The 16,941-nt window shown below is 70.4% G+C and carries 14 protein-coding genes; 3 read left to right on the top strand and 11 right to left on the bottom strand.

The window, feature by feature from the left end; genetic code table 11:
• Positions 1–6 precede the first annotated feature (6 nt).
• From ACH4TL_RS15955 to ACH4TL_RS15935, 5 genes are all read right to left on the bottom strand, one after another.
• Positions 7–1,839: an NHL domain-containing thioredoxin family protein gene (locus ACH4TL_RS15955; RefSeq protein WP_398314427.1), complete on the bottom strand. Its 1,833-nt coding sequence runs from the start codon at positions 1,837–1,839 to the stop codon at positions 7–9.
• Positions 1,840–1,877: 38 nt separating this feature from the next.
• On the bottom strand, positions 1,878–2,105 hold the full coding sequence (locus ACH4TL_RS15950; protein ID WP_398314425.1) for a hypothetical protein: 228 nt from the start codon (positions 2,103–2,105) through the stop codon (positions 1,878–1,880).
• 425 nt (positions 2,106–2,530) lie between these two features.
• Entirely contained in the window at positions 2,531–3,754 is a 1,224-nt protein-coding gene (locus ACH4TL_RS15945) for a helix-turn-helix domain-containing protein (protein ID WP_398314423.1), read from the bottom strand.
• Between the two features lie 163 nt (positions 3,755–3,917).
• Positions 3,918–4,460 carry a recombinase family protein gene (locus tag ACH4TL_RS15940; RefSeq protein ID WP_398314421.1) on the bottom strand — a complete coding sequence of 181 codons (543 nt, stop codon included), beginning with the start codon at positions 4,458–4,460 and terminating at the stop codon, positions 3,918–3,920.
• Positions 4,402–5,985: a recombinase family protein gene (locus ACH4TL_RS15935; protein WP_398314419.1), complete on the bottom strand. Its 1,584-nt coding sequence runs from the start codon at positions 5,983–5,985 to the stop codon at positions 4,402–4,404. Before ACH4TL_RS15935 ends, ACH4TL_RS15940 begins: the two co-directional genes overlap by 59 nt.
• Before the next feature lie 476 nt (positions 5,986–6,461).
• Between ACH4TL_RS15935 and ACH4TL_RS15930 the strand changes: the two genes are divergently transcribed.
• Positions 6,462–7,286: a maleylpyruvate isomerase family mycothiol-dependent enzyme gene (locus tag ACH4TL_RS15930; RefSeq protein ID WP_398314417.1), complete on the top strand. Its 825-nt coding sequence runs from the start codon at positions 6,462–6,464 to the stop codon at positions 7,284–7,286.
• Positions 7,287–7,299: 13 nt separating this feature from the next.
• Here the strand turns inward: ACH4TL_RS15930 and ACH4TL_RS15925 are convergent, their stop codons facing one another.
• The 5 genes from ACH4TL_RS15925 to pdhA form a co-directional block, all read right to left on the bottom strand.
• Positions 7,300–8,595, bottom strand: a complete 1,296-nt coding sequence (locus tag ACH4TL_RS15925; RefSeq protein ID WP_398314415.1) for a nitrate/nitrite transporter — start codon at positions 8,593–8,595, stop codon at positions 7,300–7,302.
• A complete protein-coding gene (locus ACH4TL_RS15920; RefSeq protein WP_398314413.1) occupies positions 8,592–9,251 on the bottom strand; it encodes a GntR family transcriptional regulator in 660 nt (219 codons plus the stop codon). The genes ACH4TL_RS15925 and ACH4TL_RS15920 overlap by 4 nt, the downstream gene beginning before the upstream one ends.
• Before the next feature lie 171 nt (positions 9,252–9,422).
• A complete protein-coding gene (locus tag ACH4TL_RS15915) occupies positions 9,423–10,823 on the bottom strand; it encodes a dihydrolipoamide acetyltransferase family protein (RefSeq protein WP_398314411.1) in 1,401 nt (466 codons plus the stop codon).
• A gap of 22 nt (positions 10,824–10,845) precedes the next feature.
• The gene (locus ACH4TL_RS15910; RefSeq protein ID WP_398314409.1) at positions 10,846–11,826 is read right to left on the bottom strand and encodes an alpha-ketoacid dehydrogenase subunit beta; all 981 of its coding nucleotides are present in this window, start codon (positions 11,824–11,826) and stop codon (positions 10,846–10,848) included.
• Position 11,827: 1 nt separating this feature from the next.
• The gene (gene pdhA, locus ACH4TL_RS15905; protein ID WP_398314407.1) at positions 11,828–12,991 is read right to left on the bottom strand and encodes a pyruvate dehydrogenase (acetyl-transferring) E1 component subunit alpha; all 1,164 of its coding nucleotides are present in this window, start codon (positions 12,989–12,991) and stop codon (positions 11,828–11,830) included.
• Positions 12,992–13,316: 325 nt separating this feature from the next.
• Between pdhA and ACH4TL_RS15900 the strand changes: the two genes are divergently transcribed.
• Positions 13,317–13,973 (top strand): response regulator, encoded by a 657-nt coding sequence (locus ACH4TL_RS15900; RefSeq protein WP_398314405.1) that lies wholly within the window; start codon positions 13,317–13,319, stop codon positions 13,971–13,973.
• A gap of 97 nt (positions 13,974–14,070) precedes the next feature.
• Entirely contained in the window at positions 14,071–15,108 is a 1,038-nt protein-coding gene (locus tag ACH4TL_RS15895) for a phosphotransferase (RefSeq protein WP_398314403.1), read from the top strand.
• Positions 15,109–15,197: 89 nt separating this feature from the next.
• Here ACH4TL_RS15895 and ACH4TL_RS15890 read toward each other — a convergent pair whose 3' ends face one another.
• Positions 15,198–16,793, bottom strand: a complete 1,596-nt coding sequence (locus ACH4TL_RS15890) for a protein kinase (RefSeq protein WP_398314401.1) — start codon at positions 16,791–16,793, stop codon at positions 15,198–15,200.
• Between the last annotated feature and the right edge of the window lie 148 nt (positions 16,794–16,941).

Genomic DNA, 16,941 nt, shown 5'->3' with positions numbered 1-16,941 from the left:
GCTCGGTCAGGACTCCTCGTCCGGCCCCGGCTCGTCCAGCCCGGCGAGGACCAGCGGCAGCCGGGCCGCACCGCCCTCGGTGACGCGGACCGGAACGCCCCAGTCCTGCTGGTGCACATGGCAGGCCGGGAATTCGTTCTGTGGGTCGTCGTCGCAGGACGCGGCCATCGCCGAGACGTGCAGCACGCCCTCGGCCACCCCCTCGGCCAGCACCAGCTCGCGGCGCAGCTCCGTACCCGCGCCCTCGCCGCCCGCCAGCAGCCCGGGCGGGGTCGAGCTGACCAGCAGCCGGGTGGAGGGGCCGTAGCGGGTGTCCAGCTTCTGGCCCGCCGGCGCCTGGAAGACCACGTCCAGCCGGAGCGTGCCCGGGGCGATGTCGGTGGCGGCGCGCTGGGTGCGGTGGGCGACCGCCTCGACCCGTACGGCCTCCTCGGGCAGCCGCAGCCGGGTCAGCCGGTGCCGGGCGGACTCCACGACCACGATGTCCCGGTCGGCCAGCACCGCGCCGGACGGCTCGCGCAGATCCGTGGCGAGCGTGGTCACCTCGCCGGTGGCCGGGTCGTAGCGGCGCAGCGCGTGGTTGTAGGTGTCAGCTACGGCGACCGAGCCGTCGGGCAGCGCGGTGACGCCCAGCGGATGCTGGAGCAGGGCCTGGTCGGCGGCGCCGTCCCGGTGGCCGAAGTCGAAGAGCCCGGTGCCGACGGCGGTGCGCACGGCGAAGCCGTCGCCGTCCCGCTCGACCCAGCGCACCGCTGAGCTCTCGGAGTCGGCGACCCACAGCCGGTCGGCGGTCGCGGCGAGCCCGGACGGCTGGGAGAACCACGCCTGGTCCGCGGGCCCGTCCACCAGGCCCTCGTTGGTGGTCCCGGCGGCGGCCCGTACGGTCTTCGCCTCAGGGTCGTACGTCCACAGCTGGTGCACGCCCGCCATGGCGATCCACAGCAGGCCGTCGAACCAGGCCAGGTCCCAGGGCGAGGACAGGTCGACGTCGCGGGCGGGCCCCTCGGCGGGCGAGCCCTGCCACCACTGGCGGCCGGTTCCGGCGAGCGTGGTGACTTCGCCGGTCGCGGGGTCGTAGCGGCGCAGCGCGTGGTTCACGGTGTCGGCGACCGCCACCGTGCCGTCGGGCAGCGCGGCGAGCCCCTGCGGCTCGCTGAACCGGGCCCGGTCCGCGGGACCGTCGGCGAAGCCGCGTGTCCCCGTGCCGACGCGCCGCACCACGCTCTCGCCGTCGGCGGCCAGCTCGACCAGCTGGTGGCGGGTGGTGTCGGAGACCAGGAAGGTGCCGCCGGGCAGCAGCAGCGCCTTGCCGGGGAAGCGCAGCTCGGTGGGGACGGGCTCGGGCGGTACGTAGGGGCCGTCGCCGCGGCGCAGGGTGCCCTTGGCGGCGTGCTCGGCCTCCAGCTGCCCCACCAGGGTCTCGATGGCGTGGGCATGCCCCTCGCCCGCGTGCTGGGCGACGACGTAGCCCTCGGGATCGATGACGACGAGGGTGGGCCAGGCCCGCACGGCGTACTGCTTCCAGGTGGCCAGCTCCGGGTCGTCGAGGACCGGGTGGTGCACCCCGTAGCGCTCGACGGCGTCCACGACGGCCTGGTGCTCGGCCTCGTGGACGAACTTCGGCGAGTGCACCCCGACGATCACGACGGTGTCGCGGTGCTTCTCCTCCAGCTCCCGCAGCTCGTCCAGGACGTGCAGACAATTCACACAGCAGAACGTCCAAAAATCCAAGATCAATGTGCGGCCTTTGAAATCCGCAAGGGACAGGTCTTTGCCGCCCGTGTTGATCCAGGCTCGTCCTTGCAGCTCGGGGGCGCGGACGCGGGGACGCTTACTCATGACGTCAAGGGTGCCACTCGCGCGACAGGAGACATCGGCTACCCCTCACGGGTCACCCGAGCATGATCGGTCACGACGCGTCGGAATAGGTCGTGACCGGTGCGCCCGGTGTGCCCCAGCGCCCAGTCCTGCGCCGCCTCCCGCTCATCCTGCGCACCGGATTCCTCATCGCAGCCAACCGTGACGCAGAACGCCTCGAACGTCGTGCCACCATCCGGAACGTGCCTGATCGTGTGCGGCACGAAGCGGAACACCGCGCGGCTCATCTCGACGCCCCCGGCGAAGGTGCCAGGCAGGCGTCTCCCGTGTCATCGTCGTCCGGGACGGGGATACGGTCACCTCTGCTCCGCGCGACCCTGAGCGCGTCCGTCAAGGCTTCGCTGAGTCTTGCAACCAGGAACCGCAGTTCCACGGGCGAAGCCTCCCGGCCCTCCAGCACCGAGCGGGCGTGGCCAAGGAGTTCCGCGCCCATGGTGAGTTGCACGGCTTCCATCTCGTCGGCGAGCCGGGAAAGGAAGCCACCTTGGTCATCGGTCTGTAAGTAACACGGCTTCCCGTCCGGACCGGGCCACGGGAGTAGCCGTACGATGCTGCCCATGAATGCGCCCCCTGGGTCTCGACAATGGGTCGAATGACCGTAGGGGGCACGAGAGCCCACAACAGGGACGGAGCGTCCCCCCGCCCATTCGGGTTACGCGGCGACACCTACCGACTCGGCCAGTTCCTGAGCATCGGTGCGCAATGGGACCGGAACGTTGAGTGCCAGATCAGCGGCCAGACGTCGGCCGGACGGGACGTAGCGAACCGCTTCGGGGGATGTTTCCACAGCCTTGCGGAGGTAGTGCAGCGAGCCGGCGTGTTCCTTCCGTGCGTACTCCGACCGGGCAGCGTCCAGGAACAGTCGGGATCGACGCTCCACGGACGGGATGGACTCGGGCACTGTCTCCGTCGCCTTCCGCAGCGCCGCCCCTGGCGTGCGCAGATCCACCCCGATGGATACGGCGTGCACGGCCACGTTGCCCGTGCCGAACATCGTCCACGGATGGGCGTAGTCGGGCATGCGGCGGGCCGTGGAGTCGGCTTCGTCCCACCAGCGCCACGCGTCCCCTTCCCTGCCTTCCTTGGCCGCCGTAACGGCAGCGTGCAGGCACAGCGCCCCGAAAGTGCCGCGCACGATGTCAGGTCCGTTCTCCAACTGCCCGCGCAGCGTGTCGGCCGCTTCGCTGACCAGCCGTAGCGCCTCCTCCGTGTGCCCGTTCCCCCGGAGCCCGTTGCCGACGATCCACGCGGCAGCAGCCAACATCACGGGGTCGTCCGACTCCTCGGCGGCCATACGGGCACGGTCAACCGTGAGCCAGTACAGCTCAGGCTCCGTAGTGTGCGCGGCGTATTGCTGCGCGAGCGCGTACGCCTCAGCCATGACCCGGTACGCCTTACGACGCTCATCACCATCGGACCGCTTGACGACCGCGTGGCATGCGGTGAGCAAGTCCGGCAGCACCGTGCCCACTTCGGTCCGCTGGTGGGGGGAGCTGTGCCAGGTGACCCATGCTTGCCTTACACGTCCGCCCAGTTCGTCCGTGCTGCCCAGTTCGTAGGCGGACCGTCGGAAGATCGATGCGTGTACGGCGTCCCGCAGCGCTGGCACCGACGGATGAGAAAGCTTCCCCCACTGGTCCACGGGCATGGGCGGTTCGTCACCGGTCAGGATGGACAGGTCGTCCAGCCTGAGCACCTGAGCGAGACGGACCAGCATCGGGAGCGAGCGGAGTTCACGGTCCCCCCTCTCGATCTTCTTCAGCCAGTCCGGCGACCGGCCCACCAGACCAGCCAGCACGGGCCGGGACATGCCGCGCCGCTCGCGCTGGATACGGATGCGTTCGCCAGTCGTCAGCTCTTCGGAGAGTTCGGTCATAGGGACTCCCTGGCACGAAGTAGGGCCGTTCACTCAGCGTACGCCCACACCCACGCAGACAACCGAAAGTTGCACGACGCTCACCCCACCGAGTTCGCTCGCTGCCCCGAACACGAAAGAACCGTCCGGTGCGATGCCAGACGGTCCCTCACAGCGCTCCCGGTCACTCCTTGTCGGCAAGTGCCCGATACAGGCTGGCGCGGGAGACCTTGAGTGCCTTGGCGATCGCCGTCACGCTCTCACCCTGAGCCTTACGCGCCTTGGCCGCAGCGAGTTTGTCAGCGTCCATCACCGTCGGCCGTCCGCCCGTTCGCCCCTGAGCCTTGGCGGCTTCAAGCCCCGCTCGGGTACGGTCCTTGATCAGCGAGCGTTCGAACTCCGCCATGGCTCCGACCACCTGGAGCATCAAGCGCCCGTCGGGGGTATTCGGATTGATGCTGGCGAGAGCGCCCGTCAGCACCTTGAAGCCGATGCCACGGGCGGCCAGGCCGTCCACCATCGTCACCAAGTCGATGAGCGAGCGGGCGAAGCGGTCGAGCTTCCAGACGCACAGGACGTCACCAGGGCGCAGGTAGTCCAGGACGGCGGCCAGCTCCGGGCGCTGTGTGCTCTTCCCGCTCGCCTTGTCCGTGAAGATCCGGGCGCAGTCAGCTTCCGTCAATGCGGCGTGCTGCAACCGCGCGTCCTGGTCGTCGACCCGCGTCATCCGCACGCTCGGCCCACGCGATCCGACAGCGTTCGTCGCCGTCGAAGCGGACGCCCACCCGCCCCTTACCGACTTCGACGCGGTCAATCGCCAGCCGGAGCCGTTCACGTCTGCCCGTCACGTCGTCGGCTTCCCATGCTTCTCGCAGAAGTACACCGTCCAGCAACGGCGTGAGATCCACAGCAGGCGTCGGCAGACTCGCCAGATCAGCGCGCAGACCGTCAATGCGGCCACGCAGCCTCCCGGCAAGACGGTTGTAGCGGTCAACGGCGTCCGCCCCGTTGAATTCCCCACGCACGTAGCGAGCTTCCCCAAGGTCAGCCAGGCGGGCTTCTTCCTCCTGAATCTCCGCGTCAATGGCGTCACGCTTCGCGAAAACTTCCGGGTCTTCCTTCTTGACCCAACGGTCGGCGATGGCGGCCAGAAGCGGATCCTCTGGTCCCAACGCGGGCAGTCGCGACAGGAATGCTTCCGTCACATAGACGTCAAGGCTCTCGACTCGCACGGATACGCCTTCGCAGCCCCGCCCCATGCGGTTACTGGCACACGCGTATGACGTTCCCGCCTTGCTCATCCGGGACCCGCACAGGCCGCAGCGCGCAACGCCCGTAAGCAGCGACGTCCCCTGCTTGTGCCCGTGACGCTTACCGGCAAGCGGGAACGTGCGCGATTCGAGCTGTCGGATGATGAGCTCACGCTCCCCGACCGTGATGATGCCTTCGCCGATGCTGACGGTGTCCAGCGTCTCGGGATCGCGGTATGGCACTACCTTGCCGTTGTACTTCCGCGTGCCGTCTGCTGCCTCCGTGTACTCCGTCAGTGGCATGAGACCCGCGAAGGCGGGAGCGCGGAGAAGCTGCATCACACTGGACGAGTTCCACTCACCGCCACGGGGAGACTCGACTCCGTGCGTGTTCAGGAGCCGAGCGACGTGAACGAGTGCCTTTCCTGAGAGAGCTTCGTCAGCGATCAAGCGTGCGTACACGGCCGTCTCCGGATCGTGCACAAGCTTCTTCGTCTCCGGGTCCACCTTGAGCCCGTACGGGGGCTGGCCGCCGATCCATTGCCCCTTCTGGCGCAGATACCGCTTCGCGTTCCCGACCCGCATCCCCAGGTTCCGGGACTCGTTGCGGGCAAGCTCAGCGAGAAGTGCGATGGTGACGCGGGCGCTGTCGTTGTTGGTGTCGAGACCGTCCATGACGGACACGAGTCGTCCACCGACACGGTTGATGTCGTCCAGCGCCTTGCCGGCTTCGCCGATGCCCTTGCGGCTCAGACGGTCCAGCTTCCACACGATCAGCACGCCGACGACACCAGAGGTGACAGCGGTGATGGCCGCGTCGAAGCCCTTACGGCTGACGCTCTTGTAACCGGAGCGCCCCCGGTCCATGTGCACCTTCCGCACGGTCAGCCCGTTCCGCTCCGCCCACGCGCGGCAGTCGGCTTCCTGTCGGTCGATGGCTGTCTTGCCCTCCCTGTCCAGCGACAGGCGAAGGTATAAGTCGGCGATCGTGTGGTGGTGCACATCAGCCCCCTGGAAGGTACCTCAATGGTTCAAGACTTCCAGAAGTCCAAGATTAGAATATGGCATTTGAGGCCCATAGGGAGTTTTATGCCGCCTTGTTGTCCCAGGCTCGTCCATGCAGCGCAGAGCTCGGACGCGCGCTCGCTTGCTCATGCCGTCAAGGCCGCCACCCGCACGACAGCAAATGGCGGCCTGGCATGGGGACTGGACGTGTTCTCTCGCGAAAGGCCATGCCGGGCAACCGACGGGACAGCGGCCTATTCGCTCCGGTTCCCCGGGCCGGTTCGACCGGCTCGCCCCGGTCCGTCCCGGTCCGGGGCGAAGGGGGCGGGAGATGGCCGCCGCCGCTCACACGAGGAAAGCCGCCGTTCCGGGCCTACGATCGGACTCGAAGCACTGCCCTCGTGCGCGTGGGCAGCGTAACTTGAAGCCACACACCTGCACCCAGCCCGCGTACCAACCGCCCGAGGGGTCCCGTGACCGTCCATCCCAGCCTTCAGACCTCCATCGACGCCTGGACGCATTCCATCGACGCCATATCGGAGTTGGTGACTCCGCTCCCCGAGCGCGAGTGGAACCGCGCCACCGAATGCCCGGGATGGTCCGTGCGGGACATCGTCTCGCACGTGATCGGCCTCGAGTGCGAGATGCTCGGCGATCCGCGCCCCATCCACACGCTGCCGCGCGATCTGTTCCATATGAACGGTGAGCTGGGGCGTTACCACGAGGTCCAGGTCGATGTGCGCCGCTGTCACACGGCGCCCGAGATGACCTCCGAGCTGGAGTACACCGTCATCCGGCGGTCCCGCCAGCTGCGCAACGAGAAGCGGCAGCCGGACACCATGGTGCGCTGGCCGGGCGGCGGCGAGCTGCCCCTGGAGCAGGCCCTGGCCCGCCGGGCCGTCGATCTGTGGGTGCACGAGCAGGATCTGCGGCGGGCGCTGAACCAGCCCGGCAACCTGGACTCGCCGGGCGCGTACATCACCCGGGACGTGCTGCTGTCCGCGCTGCCGAGGGTGGTCGCCGAGGACGCGGGCGCCCCGCACCAGTCGGCGGTGGTCTTCGACGTGCACGGCCCGATGGAGTTCATGCGCACCGTACGGGTGGACGCGGACGGCCGGGCCTCGATCGACGGCAGTGTGTCGCTGGGCCCGACCGTCACGCTCTCCCTGGACTGGGAGACGTACGTACGGCTCGCCTGCGGCCGGGTGCGGGCCGAGGCGGTCGCCGAGCAGGTGAAGGTCGAAGGGGACCAGCAGCTGGCGGACGCCATCCTGGCCCGCTTCGCGATCACCCCGTGACCCGCTGAGGGGCTCACGCCGGTACGTGCACCGCCTCGACGCGGCTCGCGACCACGCGCTCGCGCTCCCTGCGGTGCGCGCGGCCGCGCAGCCGCAGGATCTGCGAGACGCCGAGCGCCTGGAGCACGAACACCACGGCGAAGGCGATGCGGAAGTCCTGACCGGTCATGTCCAGCAGTACGCCGATGGCGAGCAAAGTGCTCATCGAGGCGGTGAATCCGCCCATGTTGACGATGCCGGACGCGGTCCCGGTGCGCTCGGGCGGGTTGGCGGGGCGGGCGAAGTCGAAGCCGATCATCGACGCGGGGCCGCACGCGCCGAGCACCGCGCACATCAGGGCCAGCATCCACAGCGGCGCGTGGTCGCCGGGCCAGAACAGCACCGTGCCCCACACCAGCGCGGTCGCGCCGACCGTGCCGAGGGCCAGCGGGGTGCGGGCGGCGTGGTGGCGGGCGATGACCTGCCCGTAGACCAGGCCGATCACGATGTTGGACAGCACCACCACGGTCAGCAACTCACCGGCGGTGGCGCGGGACAGCCCCTGCGCCTCCACCAGGAACGGCATCCCCCACAGCAGCAGGAAGACCATGCCGGGGAACTGGGTGGTGAAGTGCGTCCACATGCCGAGCCGGGTGCCGGGCTCGCGCCAGGCGTCCACGATCTGCTGGCGTACGAAGCCCTTGTGCGCGGAGCGGTTCGGCGGCGGCTCGTGCCCCTCCGGGTGGTCCTTGAGGAAGAGCAGCACCAGTACGAGGATGACCACCCCGGCGACCGCGCTGCCCGCGAAGGTCGGGGTCCAGCCGACGCTGTGCAGGATCTGGGCGATCACCAGGGTGGAGACCAGGTTGCCCGCCATGCCGATCAGCCCGGCGAACTGGCCCACCAGCGGCACCCGGCGGGCCGGGAACCAGCGCGAGCCGAGCCGCAGCACGCTGATGAACGTCATCGCGTCACCACAGCCGAGCACCGCCCGGGAGCCCAGCGCCATGGTGTACGTGTGGGACAGCGCGAAGCCGAACTGCCCGATGGTGAACAGCACGATCCCCAGCGCGAGCACCTTGCGGGTGCCGAGCCGGTCGACCATCAGCCCGACCGGTATCTGCATGCCCGCGTAGACGAGCACCTGGAGCACGGAGAAGGTGGACAGCGCCGAGGCGTTGATGTGGAAGCGCTCGGCGGCGTCGATCCCGGCCACGCCCAGGCTGGTGCGGTAGACGATGGCGACGAAGTAGACGGTGACACCCAGGCCCCAGATGGCGACGGCACGCCGTCCGCCGGGCGGGTCCCCGGGCAATCGGGGCGTGGTCATCGCACGTCTCCCCGGGCGAGGTTGTTCACCCAGCTGATGTGGCGCTGGACGAACCCGGCGGCCGAGCCCGCGTCCCCGGCGCGCAGGGCGTCCAGGATCTCGGTGTGCTCGGTGATGTTCTTGGCGATCCGGCCGGGCTCGGCGTGCATGGTGGCCACGCCCATCCGCAGCTGCCGGTCGCGCAGCTGGTCGTACAGCTGGGCCAGGATCGTGTTCCCCGCCGCGCGGACGATCTCCGCGTGGAAGCAGCGGTCGGCCGCCGCGAACGCGGCCAGGTCGCCGGTCGCCGCGTGCCCCTTCTGCTCCTCCAGCAGCTCCTCCAGCCGCGCCAGCAGCTGCGGCCCGGCGGGCACCACCTTGGCCACCGCGTGCTGCTCGACCAGCAGCCGGGTCTCCACCACGTCCGCGATCTCCTGGGCGGAGACGGGCAGCACCAGGGCGCCCTTCTTGGGGTAGAGCTTCAGCAGCCCCTCGACCTCCAGCCGCAGCAGGGCCTCGCGTACCGGCGTCCGGGAGACCCCGACGGCCTCGGCCAGCTCGCCCTCGCTCAGCAGCGTGCCGCCCTCGTAGCGGCGCTCCAGGACGGCTTGTTTGACATGGGTGTAGACGCGTTCGGCGGCGGGCGGCGGCTTGGTGACCGTATCGGCGGTACTCATGATGCGCACAGCATAGATACAACACGTATGCCTGCGTATCCCCCGTCCGCGATGCGGACCCCCCTTTTTTGAGGGCTCGGTTCTCCCCCAGCTACCGCTGGGAGGGCCCCCGGCCGGTAGGACCAAGAGCCCGGAGCGTGATGGCACCCCGACCCGTCGGGGTGCCCCACATCAGGCCCAGGTGATCAACCGCTTGGGGCGTTCCAGGATGGCCGCGACGTCGGCGAGCACCTTGGAGCCCAGTTCGCCGTCGACCAGCCGGTGATCGAAGGAGAGCGCGAGGGTCGTCACCTGGCGCGGCTTGACCTCGCCCTTGTGGACCCACGGCTGGAGCTTGACCGCGCCGAAGGCGAGGATCGCCGACTCCCCGGGGTTGAGGATCGGGGTGCCGGTGTCGATGCCGAAGACGCCGACGTTGGTGATGGTCACCGTGCCGCCGGTCATCGCCGCCGGAGCGGTCTTGCCGTCGCGGGCGGTGGACACCAGGTCGCCGAGGGCGGCGGCCAGCTCGGGCAGCGTCTTGGCGTCCGCGTCCTTGATGTTCGGGACGATCAGACCGCGCGGGGTGGCGGCCGCGATGCCCAGGTTGACGTAGTCCTTGTAGACGATCTCCTGGCTCTCCTCGTCCCAGGAGGCGTTGACGTCCGGGTTGCGCTTGATGGCCACCAGCAGCGCCTTGGCGACCAGGAGCAGCGGGTTGACCCGCAGCCCGGCCAGCTCCGGGTCCTGCTTGAGGTCGGCGACCAGCTTCATGGTGCGGGTGACGTCGACGGTCACGAACTCCGTCACGTGCGGAGCGGTGAAGGCGCTGCCCACCATCGCCTGCGCGGTGGCCTTCCGTACGCCCTTGACGGGCACCCGGCGCTCCCGGGCAGCCACGGCCTGGGTCACCGGCTCCGGGGCCGCCACGGGGGCCTCCACGGCCGCGTGGACGTCCTCGCGGGTGATGATCCCGCCGGGGCCGGTCGGGATGATCGTCGCCAGGTCGATGCCCAGGTCCTTGGCGAGCTTGCGGACCGGGGGCTTGGCCAGCGGCCGGGCGGTCCCGGTGTGGCCGTTCAGCTCGGGGGCGGCGGGCCCCGGGCGCACCGGCGCGGCAGGCGCCGCGGGCGCGGGCGCCGGGGCCGGGGCGGGCGCGGCCGCCGGGCGCTGCTGGCGGCCCGGCTGGGCTTTACGGGGTCGGCGCTTGGTGGAGGAGGGCGCGGCGCCGTAGCCGACCAGGTTGGCCTGGCGCCCCTCCGGCTCCTCGGCCTCGGCGGGCGCCTCGGCGGCGGCCTCCGGTGCGGCGGCGGGCGCGGGCGCGTCCCCGGCGCCCGGGTCGGTGTCCACCGAGATGATGGCCGTGCCCACGTCCACGGTGGTGCCCTCGCCGAAGCGCAGCTCGTGCACCACCCCGGTGAACGGAATGGGCAGCTCCACCGCGGCCTTGGCGGTCTCGACCTCGCAGACCACCTGACCGTCGGTCACGGTGTCGCCTGGCGCGACCAGCCACTTGAGGATCTCGGCCTCGGTCAGTCCCTCGCCCACGTCGGGCATCTTGAACTCACGGAAGCGCTGTTCGACTGCGGTCATCGTCACGATCTCCTCAAGCCCTTCAGTACGCCAACGCACGGTCTACGGCGTCGAGCACCCGGTCCAGGTCGGGCAGGTACTCGTCCTCCAGCCGCGAAGGCGGGTACGGCGCGTGATAGCCGCCGACCCGCAGCACCGGGGCCTGGAGGTGGTAGAAACACCGCTCGGTGATGCGCGCGGCGATCTCCGCACCGGTCCCCAGGAAGACCGGTGCCTCATGCACCACGACCAGCCTGCCGGTCCGCTCGACCGACTGCTGGACCGTGTCGAAGTCGATCGGGGACATCGACCGCAGGTCCACGACCTCCAGCGACTTGCCCTCCTCGGCGGCGGCCGCGGCCGCGTCCTGCGCGACCTTCACCATCGGGCCGTAGGCCGCGAGGGTGAGATCGGTGCCGGGCCGCACGACCCGGGCGGTGTGCAGGGGGCCGGGGATCGCCGAGGTGTCGACCTCGCCCTTGTCGTGGTAGCGGCGCTTGGGCTCGAAGTAGATCACCGGGTCGTCGCTGCCGATGGCCTGCTGGAGCATCCAGTAGGCGTCGGACGCGTTGGACGGCGAGATCACCTTCAGCCCCGCGACGTGCGCGAACAGCGCCTCGGGGGACTCGCTGTGGTGCTCGACCGCGCCGATGCCGCCGCCGTAGGGGATGCGGATGACGACCGGCATCTTGACCTTGCCGAGCGACCGCGCGTGCATCTTGGCGAGCTGCGTGACGATCTGGTCGTACGCGGGGAAGACGAAACCGTCGAACTGGATCTCCACCACCGGGCGGTAGCCGCGCAGCGCGAGCCCGATCGCGGTGCCGACGATGCCGGACTCGGCCAGCGGGGTGTCGATGACCCGGTCCTCGCCGAAGTCCTTCTGGAGCCCGTCGGTGACGCGGAAGACGCCGCCGAGCTTGCCGACGTCCTCCCCCATGATCAGGACCTTGGGGTCGCTCTCGAGCGCCGTGCGCAGCGACACGTTGATCGCCTTGGAGAGCGACATCTTCTCGGCGGCCATGTCAGATGCCTTCCTCAGCGGTGACGAACGAAGCCTGGTACGCGGCGAACTGGGCCCGCTCCTCGTCCACGAGCGCGTGGCCGTCGGCGTAGGTGTGCTCGAACATCGCCAGGTCGTCGGGGTCGGGCATCGACCGGACCGTCTCCCGCACCCGCTTGGCGAGCGCGTCGGACTCCTGCTCCAGACCGTCGAAGAACGCCTTGTCCGCGAGCTTCTCATTGGTGAGGAGGGTGCGCAGCCGCAGGATCGGGTCCTTGGTCTCCCACAGCTCGCGCTCCTCCGACGAGCGGTAGCGCGTCGGGTCGTCGGAGGTGGTGTGGGCGCCCATGCGGTAGGTGAACGCCTCGACGAGCATCGGGCCCTGGCCGGTGCGGGCCCGCTCCAGCGCCGCCTTGGTGACGGCCAGACAGGCGAGCACGTCGTTGCCGTCCACCCGGACGCCGGGGAAGCCGTACCCCTGCGCACGCTGGTAGAGCGGCACCCGGGTCTGCTTCTCGGTGGGCTCGGAGATGGCCCACTGGTTGTTCTGGCAGAAGAACACGACCGGGGCGTTGTAGACGGCGGAGTACGTGAACGACTCGGCCACGTCGCCCTGGCTGGAGGCGCCGTCGCCGAAGTACGCCAGAACGGCCGAGTCCGCGCCGTCCTTGGCCACGCCCATCGCGTAGCCGGTGGCGTGCAGCGTCTGCGAGCCGATGACGATGGTGTACAGGTGGAAGTTGTTGCTGTTGGGATCCCAGCCGCCGTGGTTCACCCCGCGGAACATGCCCAGCAGATTGGTCGGGTCGACCCCGCGGCACCAGGCGACGCCGTGCTCGCGGTAGGTCGGAAAGACGTAGTCGTCGTCGTGCAGGGCCCGGCCGGAGCCGATCTGCGCGGCCTCCTGGCCGAGCAGGGAGGCCCACAGGCCCAGTTCGCCCTGGCGCTGGAGGGTGGTGGCCTCGGCGTCGAAGCGCCGCGTCAGCACCATGTCCCGGTACAGGCCGCGCAGCTCGTCGGGGGTCGGGTCGATCGCGTACTCGGGGTGCTCGACGCGCTCACCCTCCGGGGTCAGCAGCTGTACGAGTTCCGGTTCCGCCGACTGCTTCTTCGTGCTCCGCGCGCTGGTGCTGCGCTTGGCTCCGCTGCGGCGCGGCTTGCGCGCGGCAGTGCTCTCCACGGTCACGTGTGCTCCTCCGTCTGTCCGGCCTCCGGGATCCGCCGGCGGCCAGTTGCGGCTCGCCCGTCCGACGACGACGCACGGGGTGTGTGCGACGAAACGTCCGTCCGGGCGTGACAGGTTCCCGGCGGTCGGCCCCGCACAAGGCACGTTACCCAGTGGTCCGCATCTCTGCGAAACCCCACCTGACCTGCAATTTTGCTTGGATTTCCAAGTAAATCGCGCGGTTGGGTGAACTTCCACTGGTCACAGCCTCGGCGAGCCGCCGGACAAGCGCACGTTATCCCGCTGGACAAAGGCACGGGAAGACTCCGTATGTGAGACTGGAGCCGTGCGGGAAGAAGGAAAAATCAGGATTTTCCTACTCGACGACCATGAAGTCGTACGACGCGGCGTGCGCGAGCTGCTGGCGAGCGAGCCGGACATGGAGGTGGTCGGCGAGGCGGGCACCGCGGCCGACGCCCTCGCCCGGATCCTCGCGACCCGCCCCGACGTCGCCGTGCTCGACATCCGGCTGCCCGACCGCAGCGGCGTCGAGGTCTGCCGGGAGATCCGCTCGCGCGACGACGCCATCCGCTGCATGATGCTGACCTCCTTCGCCGACGACGAGGCCCTGTTCGACGCGATCATGGCGGGCGCGTCCGGCTATGTGCTCAAGGACATCCGCGGCGCCGAACTGCTCGCCGCCGTCCGGGACGTGGCCGCGGGCCGCTCGCTGCTCGACCCGGTGGCCACCGCCCGGGTGCTGGAGCGGCTGCGCGGCGGCGCCGCCAAGCCCGACGACCGGCTCGCCTCCCTCACCGAGCAGGAGCGGCGCATCCTGCTGCTGATCGGGGAGGGGCTGACCAACCGGGTGATCGGCGAGCGGCTGCACCTCGCGGAGAAGACGATCAAGAACTACGTCTCCAGCCTGCTCTCCAAGCTCGGCATGGAGCGCCGCTCGCAGGCCGCCGCCTTCGTGGCGCGGATGCAGGCCCAGAAGAACTAGCGGCCGCCGCCGCCTCGTGCGTACCCCATTGCACCATCGGCCCTGCCGCGTCAACTCACGCACGGTCCGTGACGCCGGGTGATCTAACATCTGGCAGGTGCCGCGCTCACATGTACACCTCGCCGAGGCCGCTCCCGACGGGGAAACCCTGAGCGCCCTGCTCCGCCGCTATGAACGGGCCGGTGAGCCGGTGTCCTGCGACCCCGTCACCGAGGGCCTGCTCAACCGCGGCTACCGGCTCGCCACCACCCACGGCCGGTTCTTCCTCAAGCACCACCTCGACGGCGACCGCACCGCCATCGCCCGCCAGCACCGGGCCACCCAGCGGCTGGGCGCGCTCGGGCTGCCGGTCGCGCCGCCGGTCCCGGACGCCCACGGCCGCACGGTCGCCGTCATCGGCGGCCGGTGCTACGCCCTCCACCCCTGGATCGACGGTCGGCACCGCGACGGCGCCGCCCTGACCGCCCCCCAGTGCTGGCGTCTCGGCGGGCTGCTGGGGTTCGCCCACGCCTGTCTGGAGCAGGTCATGCGGGCCGGGACCAGCGACCGCGAGCCGCCCGAGCCCGCGGCCGACCCCGAGGACACCTTCACCGTCATCGACGAGCTGCTGGCCCTGGTCCGCGGCCACCGGCCGCGTGACACCTTCGACGAACTCGCCGAGCACCGTCTGACCGAGCGCCGCGCGCTGCTGGAGCGGCACGCCCACCGGCGGCCTGAGGCGGACGCGATCCCGGCCACCGGCTGGGTGCACGGCGACTTCCACCCGCTGAACCTGCTCTACCGCGACACCGAACCCGCCGCGATCGTCGACTGGGACCGGCTGGGCGTCCAGCCGCGCGCCGAGGAGGCCGTCCGCGCCGCCGCGATCTTCTTCGTACGCCCCGGCGGCACCCTGGAGCTGCCCAAGGTCCGGTCCTACGCCCGCGCCTACCGCCGGATGGCGGGCGCCGGGGCCGACGAGATGGCCGCGGCCGTGCACCGGGTGTGGTGGGAGCGGCTCAACGACTTCTGGATGCTGCGCTGGCACTACCAGCGCGGCGACCACCGCGCCGATCCGCAGTTCCCGGCCGCGGCGGCGCTGGTGGTGTGGTGGACGCGGGAGTACGAGGCGGTCCGCGACGCCTTCTGCGGCTGAGGCCCCGTACGCATGCCACTGCCCCGGCACCGCTCGCGCGGTACCGGGGCAGTGGGCGTCGTTCCGGGCGGACCCGGTCCGGTCCGTGACTAGCCGACGGTGTCGCCGGTCGGGAGACCGCCGGTCTCCTCGCCGCCGCCGTCCGGCGGCGTCGTCGGGCCGCCGCCGTCGGTCGGCTCCGCGGACGGGCTGCCGCCGTCGTCCGGCGTGGTCTCGGTGTTCGACGGGACGTCGGTCGGCCCGCTGGTCGGCTGGTTCGGCACGCCGCCGCCGGTGGGCTGCCCGGTGTACGAGGGGCTGGTCGGGTCCTGGGACGGGGTGTAGTCGCCCGTGCCGCCGGTGGAGTCCTCGGTCGCCGGGGGCTCCGTCGTCTCCTCCGTGGGGTCGTCGCTCGGCCCCTTGGTCTCCTTCTGCGAGGTCGCCGTCGGGTTCTTCTGCGGCTGCTTGCCCTTGTCGTCATTGCCGCCGAGGTCGAGCGCGAACGCGACCCCGACCGCCACGGCGATCACCGCGAGCGCCGCGATCAGCCACAGCTTGCCGCGGCCGCCGCTCCGGCGGCCCCGGCCGGAGCCCCCGTCGTACCCGCCGTCGTAGCCGCCGCTCCCCATGCCGGACCCGACCATCGGCTGCTGGGAGGTGTCGCCGTGCCCCGGGTGCGGCATCGCGGTCGTACCCGCCACGCCCATCGCCGGGGTGGCGCCGCCGAGGTGCTGGGTGACCGGGCCGGTGTTCCAGACGCCGGTGTGGCCGCCCGCCTCCTGGAGCATCTGGAGCGCGTACTGGACCAGCCCGCGCATCTCCTCGGCGCTCTGGAACCGGTCGTCCGGGTCCTTGGCGAGCGAGCGCATGACAAGCCCGTCCAGCTCCGGCGGAACCGTGCCGCCCGAAATTTCGGACGGTGGCACCGGATTGTCCTGAACGTGCTGATAAACGACCGAAAGAGGAGTCTCACCGGTGAACGGCGGGCGCAGCGCGAGCAGTTCGTAGAGCAGACACCCGGTCGCGTACAGGTCGGAGCGGTGGTCCACGGCCTTGCCGAGCGCCTGCTCGGGCGAGAGGTACTGCGGGGTGCCCATGACCATGCCGGTCTGGGTCATGGTGGACTGCGCGCCGTGCAGGGCTCGGGCGATGCCGAAGTCCATCACCTTGACCGCGCCGCTCTTCGTGATGATCACGTTCGCGGGCTTGATGTCACGGTGCACGATGCCGTGCTGATGGCTGTAGGCCAGCGCCTCCAGCACCCCCGAGACGATGATCAGCGCCTGGTCCGGTGGCGGCGCCTCGGCGTTCAGCAGCAGGTCGCGGATGGTGTGGCCCTCGACCAGCTCCATCACGATGTAGGGGACGGTGTTCGGCCCGACGACGTCCTCGCCGGAGTCGTACACCGCGACGACCGCGTGGTGGTTCAGCCCCGCGACGGACTGTGCCTCGCGGGTGAAGCGGGCCTTGGACACCGGGTCCTCGGCCAGGTCGGCGCGGAGCAGCTTCACCGCGACTGTTCTGCCGAGCCGGATGTCCTCGGCGGCGAAGACCTCCGCCATGCCGCCGCGGCCCAGGCGACCGGTGAGACGGTAGCGGCCATCTCCGACCAGTCCACCGTTTCCCCACGCCTCGGGCACATCAGACATTCCGGACCCGGTAGCGTCAGGTTCGGAGGGCCCCTGGGCGCTCTGGGTCTGTGCCATCGGTCCTCGCCGTCTCGGTCTAGGTGGGGGTCTGGTCGAGATCGCCCCGCCCGCGGGCGGTACGGTTCCTGCTAGGCACGCTACAGCCTTCGCGCCGCGCATCGGTTCGTGATGGACCGGCCATCAAACCTGTTGACGGTGAAGTGTT

Source organism: Streptomyces sp. NPDC021115 (assembly GCF_044333065.1).
In the GTDB taxonomy this organism is placed as follows: Bacteria; Actinomycetota; Actinomycetes; order Streptomycetales; family Streptomycetaceae; genus Streptomyces.
This window is presented reverse-complemented; position numbering and strand designations above follow the sequence as displayed.

Excerpts from the sequence above, each read along its gene's own strand:
- ACH4TL_RS15955 (WP_398314427.1), bottom strand. The coding sequence starts at position 1,839 with ATGAGTAAGCGTCCCCGCGTCCGCGCCCCCGAGCTGCAAGGACGAGCC.
- ACH4TL_RS15950 (WP_398314425.1), bottom strand. The coding sequence starts at position 2,105 with ATGAGCCGCGCGGTGTTCCGCTTCGTGCCGCACACGATCAGGCACGTT.
- ACH4TL_RS15945 (WP_398314423.1), bottom strand. The coding sequence starts at position 3,754 with ATGACCGAACTCTCCGAAGAGCTGACGACTGGCGAACGCATCCGTATC.
- ACH4TL_RS15940 (WP_398314421.1), bottom strand. The coding sequence starts at position 4,460 with ATGACGCGGGTCGACGACCAGGACGCGCGGTTGCAGCACGCCGCATTG.
- ACH4TL_RS15925 (WP_398314415.1), bottom strand. The coding sequence starts at position 8,595 with ATGACCACGCCCCGATTGCCCGGGGACCCGCCCGGCGGACGGCGTGCC.
- ACH4TL_RS15920 (WP_398314413.1), bottom strand. The coding sequence starts at position 9,251 with ATGAGTACCGCCGATACGGTCACCAAGCCGCCGCCCGCCGCCGAACGC.
- ACH4TL_RS15915 (WP_398314411.1), bottom strand. The coding sequence starts at position 10,823 with ATGACCGCAGTCGAACAGCGCTTCCGTGAGTTCAAGATGCCCGACGTG.
- ACH4TL_RS15910 (WP_398314409.1), bottom strand. The coding sequence starts at position 11,826 with ATGGCCGCCGAGAAGATGTCGCTCTCCAAGGCGATCAACGTGTCGCTG.
- ACH4TL_RS15890 (WP_398314401.1), bottom strand. The coding sequence starts at position 16,793 with ATGGCACAGACCCAGAGCGCCCAGGGGCCCTCCGAACCTGACGCTACC.